Consider the following 3,152-nt stretch of genomic DNA (forward strand, 5'->3'; position numbering starts at 1 on the left):
CCACACGTACCCATCCCGAACACGACCGTTAAGCCCTCTAGCGCCGATGGTACTTGGACCGCAGGGTCCTGGGAGAGTAGGACGCCGCCAAGCAAAGAACCACTGCCGATGTTATTCGGTGGTGGTTTTTATTTGTTTATAAGGATTAAATACGATGAGCGGAAGCTCTGACATGATCGATATTGGAAGGTAACATTTTTGTTACGGATAACAGCGGCAAAACCAGTATAATAGGACTATGTTAAATATGCTAAAAGTACCTGACCACAGAGCTGGAATGTGCAGCTGTGAAAAGGAGGGTGTGTGTGTTAAGTTGGCGGAGACTTGGACTACAATCATTTCTGTTGCTTTGTTTGACCGTTGTTCTGGCAGGATGCGGTGAAGCTTCAGGATCTGTATGGACTTCATATGAAGGTGCGGTGAACGAGAAGAGTTTTCCAGTACCGAAAGTAGCGAATAAATCTGACCAGTCTGAAAATAATTCGGATATGGATTACGTTCGATATACGCTGTCTGGTATTAGTGAGAGTACTAGCTTGCCTGAGGTATATCTAGACGAGATTAAAAGCTGGGGTTGGACAGAGAGGCAAGCCAAGGGTACATCCAATGAATCCAGTACCTTGCGTGTATTTGCAAAGGAAGGACATACTGTGCATTTAGCAGTACATGATGGTTCCTTTACACTAATGGTTCCTAGAAATGATGCTACTCAAACGACAGTTAAATCATTGGCTGAAGATGATTAAGCTGGTTCAAGTATGGTTTGGTATGATTAATTAACGCTGTGATGTTCCTTTAATATAGTAAAGCTCCCGTGTAGATGATCGGGGGCTTTTTGTTATTTGGCGAAGTAGGCTTTAGTAATGATGGGAGAACCCGTCACGTATGGTGGATCAGAGGTCATACAGGTTCAGAAGGAATGGAGTAGTTTTTTTCGTACACGTATAGGTGGTATGTGTTCTTGAAGCATAGGGGAGTGTAAACCGCTAAAATAGAGGGGGAGAGAGATAAGTTTTATAAAGGTATGAGGTAATGAGTGGCTGATGGAAAGCAGCTTGAGGGCATATAGAGCTGAGACTGAGTGAGAGATCGCTCAAGGCGTAAGTTCTACGAAACAAATGGGGTTATGAGATATGTAACAAGAGGCGAAAAAGAGGAGAAGAACGGAGCCACGAGTGGGGATAACTCATTTAACTATACCCATGCTGTGGATAAGGGATGAGAAGGGGAAGACAATAAAGGTTATCCACAGTGGATAACCTTTATTTGAGCATGTGAGGCTGAGTCAACTGAACGATACACGATTAATGTTTTTGCATCAGATTATTCGAAGGGCTCAGCGGTTATGTATTACAAGTAAGTAAGGTACATTGAGTATTGCATAAATGAGGGAGTGTTATTGCAGATAATATGAGACATCTTGTTCATTCAATTTGATGAGTCCGTCTTTGCGCTCGCGGGAGAGCACCATTACAACATATAAGCGAGGACCCAGCAACCACAAATGCCAGAAGATCAGCGAGAGGGTGAAGGACAATGGCGACCATATCAAACATACTGTAATGATACATAGTCCAATCCAGCTCATGTTAAGGTGTACCCGGACAAACATACGGAAGCTAAAATGCTGATCAGGGATATAACCTAGCCAGGGCATACGCATATTCCAGCGCCAGCGTTTAGCGTAAGAGGTACGGACCAGAAGTAATATGGTTCTGGCGATGACATAATGAATCCAGATGGTGATTGGACCTGCCAGTACAAAAAAGAAGAGGCCAGTCCAGGAGAATGCGAGTAGATTGAATAAGAGCATGATGACCGGCAGACACAGATAGCTGTAAATGACACTGCGGGCGATAGCCTTTTTTTTCAGAAGCCGGTATTGATAAAATGTTGCTTTATTCTCCGGTTCGGCGATCATACGATTATATATCCTCCTTCGGATTCACGTTTGCGTGGGAGTGGGTATTCGTTTTTCTTACACGAGTAATAGGGAATGAATCATACATGTATGTATATATGAACCTTGTATCTCAGGCCATGACGATTGTACAAGATATTGAGATTCGACGGAGCTTATCTCAGTATACTCCCGAATACACGGACTGTCAGGCTTTGATATCGTTATCATGTATTATATATCGGCTGGGATTCCAAGTTTTTTTAAGGAAATTGAATATAAGTTTGAGTCAGGCCATGGGATACGTGATGTAGAGGTAAATGCGATGGAATGTAGGATAACTGTATATACATAAGCAGGTGAATGTTCTTGTAGGGAGAATGAATGTATTTTTCGGTACAGACACCCAAAAGGGGGTGGGCGAATATATATATTTTATAGAAAGAAAGCACTATGAAAATGTTTAAAATAATAGAGACTGTGCAATACTGATAGTAAACGTAAAACAAGGTGGGATGGTTCATGGAAGAACATGCCGAACACACATGTATTATCTGCGAGCAAAGAAAAAGAGAAGGCATTTTTATTGTATCTGAATTCATATGTGACACTTGTGAAGCAGAAATGGTTCATACCGACGCGCAGGATGCCAAGTACAATTATTTTATCCATCAAATGAAGCAAATTTGGGTACAAAAAAACGCATAATGAATGTTGCTAATAGAAGTAGAAGCGAAACATCACATTGTAACGATGCTGATGTGTATAGAGGCCCATTGGGCCTTTTTCTGTTTGCGCGCCTAGCCAAGCTAGACATAACTAGCCGGTGAAAGTCCGGTCGAGGTAAGAGCCAAGTCGCCTCGTAGCTGACGGGCAGCTGGTGGAGAAATCCTAAGGTTGAAGCCCCGTGACAAAGTAACTTCAATACGAAGTGCGAGCAAATCCACAGGCCGTAACATGAAGTGAATCCTGCCGCACCGTTAAAAATAACCTTTTTTTTTAGGACAAGAGAGAGTCGAGCCTTGAGACAGTGGGCGAAGACCATGGAACGCGTGAAGCCCTTGGAAGTGCAGCGCGGAAGAACTCTCCGGTGTAAGGGGAACGGCATGTGGAGAAAGTTGGGTCTGGAACTAGGGAGACCCTCCCCCGCACGAAGTTTTTTTTTTTTCGTGAGGAGCAAACCTATAAGCCCGAAAGGTGAAATGGAGAGCTGCGGGAAGGGAGTCGGAGGGGGACATAGTACCGTGGAAAT

4 protein-coding genes and 1 rRNA gene are annotated in these 3,152 nt (G+C 43.5%); 3 read left to right on the forward strand and 2 right to left on the reverse strand.

Features of this window, described 5'->3' with window-relative positions; translation table 11 throughout:
- A 5S ribosomal RNA gene (rrf, locus tag J2Z28_RS30900) occupies positions 1 to 93 on the forward strand; the annotation flags it as partial.
- A 212-nt stretch (positions 94 to 305) separates the two neighbouring features.
- Positions 306 to 746, forward strand: coding sequence for a hypothetical protein (locus J2Z28_RS30905; protein WP_017691399.1), 441 nt, complete (start codon positions 306 to 308; stop codon positions 744 to 746).
- Positions 747 to 1,396: 650 nt separating this feature from the next.
- Here J2Z28_RS30905 and J2Z28_RS30910 read toward each other — a convergent pair.
- Positions 1,397 to 1,921 (reverse strand): hypothetical protein, encoded by a 525-nt coding sequence (locus tag J2Z28_RS30910; RefSeq protein WP_036606136.1) that lies wholly within the window; start codon positions 1,919 to 1,921, stop codon positions 1,397 to 1,399.
- Positions 1,922 to 2,422: 501 nt separating this feature from the next.
- Here J2Z28_RS30910 and J2Z28_RS30915 point away from each other — a divergent pair.
- Positions 2,423 to 2,608: a sigma factor G inhibitor Gin gene (locus tag J2Z28_RS30915; RefSeq protein WP_017691396.1), complete on the forward strand. Its 186-nt coding sequence runs from the start codon at positions 2,423 to 2,425 to the stop codon at positions 2,606 to 2,608.
- Positions 2,609 to 2,709: 101 nt separating this feature from the next.
- Here the strand turns inward: J2Z28_RS30915 and J2Z28_RS30920 are convergent, their stop codons facing one another.
- Positions 2,710 to 2,859, reverse strand: coding sequence for a hypothetical protein (locus J2Z28_RS30920; protein WP_211085770.1), 150 nt, complete (start codon positions 2,857 to 2,859; stop codon positions 2,710 to 2,712).
- Positions 2,860 to 3,152: the final 293 nt, after the last annotated feature.

This window comes from Paenibacillus xylanexedens (assembly GCF_017874615.1).
Lineage (GTDB): Bacteria > Bacillota > Bacilli > Paenibacillales > Paenibacillaceae > Paenibacillus > Paenibacillus xylanexedens.

Bases quoted from the DNA above. Each gene is read 5' to 3' on its own strand.
- J2Z28_RS30915 (WP_017691396.1), top strand. From the start codon at position 2,423: ATGGAAGAACATGCCGAACACACATGTATTATCTGCGAGCAAAGAAAA.
- J2Z28_RS30910 (WP_036606136.1), bottom strand. From the start codon at position 1,921: ATGATCGCCGAACCGGAGAATAAAGCAACATTTTATCAATACCGGCTT.
- J2Z28_RS30920 (WP_211085770.1), bottom strand. From the start codon at position 2,859: ATGTTACGGCCTGTGGATTTGCTCGCACTTCGTATTGAAGTTACTTTG.